The 1376-nt window shown below is 39.0% G+C and carries 1 pseudogene; it reads left to right on the top strand.

Features of this window, described 5'->3' with window-relative positions:
* Window positions 1-1376: pseudogene (locus tag ACFIJR_RS08970) on the top strand (YfjI family protein); the annotation flags it as partial.

Raw genomic sequence — 1376 nt, 5'->3', positions numbered from 1 at the left:
AAAGCCATTTCTTATGAACAAGCCTTGCAACAAAATGGTTGGGGGCAATTACAACCGATTGCTACGGCTCTCTTACCCGTCGAGCCTTTTAAAATATTCCTGCTTCCAACACCATTAATAAACTATGTTTATGACGTTGCTGATATTCAACAATCTTCTATCGATTTTGTTGCTGTTTCTGCTTTATGTGGATTGTCTGCTGTCATTGGAAATGGCGTGCGGGTTTCTCCAAAACAACATGCCAATTGGAAAATTGTTCCTAATCTCTGGGGTGCCTTGTGGGGGAACCTTCAACTATGAAAACAGATACCATGGAAGCTGCTTTAGCACCTCTCGATGTTTTTCAAGAGGAATGGCATCAAGAATGGTTAAAGAAGAAAAAACAGCAAGAAACAAAAGATATTCTTATTGAATTAGACAAAAGAGAAAAGAAAAAACAAGCCTACAAAGCACTCAAAGATCAAGACGAGGAACAAGCCCTTGCTCTTCTTTCTCAATCTCTTGAACATAAAGAAAGTGAGGAAGATGACACGCTTAATAAACGACGTCTTATTGTCAACGATGTGACCGTCGAAAAGCTTGGGGAATTGTTAAAAGAAAACCCCCGTGGTTTATTGTTGGTTCGTGATGAATTATCTGGTTTTTTATCCGATTTGGAACGGAAGGAATATCAATCAGACCGTTCTTTTTATCTAACAGCTTTTAATGGCAAAAAATCATACACCTATGACCGTATAGGACGGGGAACCATTTTTATTCCCAATGCAACCATTTCCATTATTGGGGGCATTCAACCTTCACGGATTATTCCCATTATTCAAGCAATGCACCATGGAACAAATAATGACGGCTTATTGCAACGGTTTCAAATGCTGGTGTGGCCCGATGAACGAAAAGAGCGGTTATGGGTTGATAGACCTCCCAATCAAAAGGCATGGGAAAGTTATCAAGGAATTTTTCGTTCTCTTTATGATAAACCATTAGGCTCACCAAAACACCCTATTACCATACGCTTTTCTGCTGAAGCTCAAGAAATGTTTCGTGTATGGTGGGAAAATTTTCAAAGAACAATCAAAGGAGGTCATTTCTCATCAAGTTTACAAGCGCATCTTTTGAAAATGAATAAAACCATACCAACCCTTGCATTGATTTTTGAATTGAGTGAAGGGGGGCGTTTTGAAATCAATAGAGATGCCCTTGAGAGAGCCTTATATTGGGAAGAATATCTGATAAGCCATGCAAAACGTCTTTATGCGGCGAATGATACATTAACAGCAGAGCGTGCAAAATTAATTGTAGAGCGCTGTGATCTTTTACCCAATGTTTTTACGGCAAGAGATATCTATAGACGGTGTTGGAGATCTTTAAAAGACAAT

The sequence above is a fragment of the Bartonella sp. OD88NMGDW genome (genome assembly GCF_042193775.1).
Taxonomy (GTDB): Bacteria; Pseudomonadota; Alphaproteobacteria; order Rhizobiales; family Rhizobiaceae; genus Bartonella; species Bartonella grahamii.
The sequence above is the reverse complement of the archived record's forward strand: the minus strand, read 5'-3'. Positions and strand labels throughout refer to the sequence as shown.